A 1,471-nucleotide genomic window follows, 5' to 3' on the forward strand; every position below is an offset into this window, starting at 1 on the left:
CAGTAATGTCGTCGGTTGTCATGCTGGTATTCGTGGATTATTCATCTCTCAATGAACAGCGCCTACCTTACTCACTCCGCCGTGGTCACCTTCTCATCAGTCTATGTTCGTGGATCAATAACCGTTAAGTTATTGCCATCATAACGCCCTCGTAGGTTGTGCCACATTCCGCGGCCTGATCCGAATGCGTTAGCTCAAACTCGTTTATCATGCGGGTACTCGACTTAACCGTAGTTTTGGGTTAACTGGCGTAAGTACCACTTCTTTGGCGATAGCCCAGATGTATGCTGCCATTTCTCTGGCTATTGCCGTGATGATTAAATTGTAGTGTTTGCCTTTTTTATTCATACGCTGATAGCGTTTGCACAATCGAAGTTGTGCTTTCCAAGCAATATCGACAATATCTTTAGGTAAGCCTTCCTGTCGTAGTTGAATATCCGTCGAGATATTGGCTGGATAGCGATAACTATGTGCGCCTTCAATGAGTAAGCGCCTCGCTCTACCATTCCCACATTTGGTTATTGCGCCCAAATGACGTTTTCCGCCTGAGGAATGCTCGCTTGGTACCAAACCTAAATAAGCCATGAGCTTTCTAGGATGGTCGAATCGGTGTAAATCACCAAGTTCAGCAACAACTCCAACCGCCACTAGCAGCCTCACACCACGCATGGCTTGGATTGCTTTAACAACAGGATAATAGCGCCACTGGTGCACATGATGGGTGAGTTCGTTATCTAACCTTTCAAGTCGTCGTATGCGCTCTTCTATTGTTTGTAAGTACTCTTGCAGAACGATGTGCTGCGCGGGATGAGGTAATATCAGCTCGGTCAGCCATCGCAGATGTTTCTTCGACCAGTTGGCCGTGCCTTCGTAACGGATGTTATTGCGCAGCAGTAAGGCTTTGAGTTGGTATTTGGCTTCTTTTAAATCCTTCATGGCAAGCTCGCGAGCGCGGGATAAATCTCTTACTGCCTCATCTTCTGGCTCCGGCACATAAATAGGCGTGAGATCTTCCGACTTTAGTGACCTAACAAGCTTAAGCGCATCTCGGCGGTCGGTTTTAATTCGCTCCCCTGGCTTTTTTGGAATAAGGGAGGGAGCAACAACATAGCAACAATGCCCTAAACTTGTGATAAGTCGATAAATCCAATATCCACATGGCCCTGCTTCATACACCACATGGATTGTTGCCCCAGGATATTTCGATTCAAACTGACGAATGAGCTTTTTAACGCTGACTTTTGAAGAAGGAATACGGCCATAGTGCACGGCGCTTGCTCCGCGCTGCTCTTCACAATAGGCAACTTCGTGAAACTCTTTATGCGTATCCAATCCGATAAAAATCATGCTATGTTTGTTCATGCTAGCCTCCAAATGATTTAGTCTTAAGCAAACTAATTATGGCACTGGCTGAAAAGTTAACCCACGAAAATGCGGAGGCTAGCATTTCTCAGGGAGTCATTGTGTCTAT

At 46.0% G+C, this 1,471-nt stretch carries 1 protein-coding gene; it reads right to left on the bottom strand.

What is annotated here, in order from left to right; genetic code table 11:
- Positions 1-207 precede the first annotated feature (207 nt).
- Positions 208-1,362: an IS110 family RNA-guided transposase gene (locus GTQ48_RS17400; RefSeq protein WP_163107804.1), complete on the bottom strand. Its 1,155-nt coding sequence runs from the start codon at positions 1,360-1,362 to the stop codon at positions 208-210.
- Between the last annotated feature and the right edge of the window lie 109 nt (positions 1,363-1,471).

The sequence above is a fragment of the Alteromonas genovensis genome, from assembly GCF_010500895.1.
GTDB classification, from domain to species: Bacteria; Pseudomonadota; Gammaproteobacteria; order Enterobacterales; family Alteromonadaceae; genus Alteromonas; species Alteromonas genovensis.

What these genes read in the sequence shown, in the direction of transcription:
- GTQ48_RS17400 (WP_163107804.1), bottom strand. Translation starts at nt 1,362, where the DNA reads ATGAACAAACATAGCATGATTTTTATCGGATTGGATACGCATAAAGAG.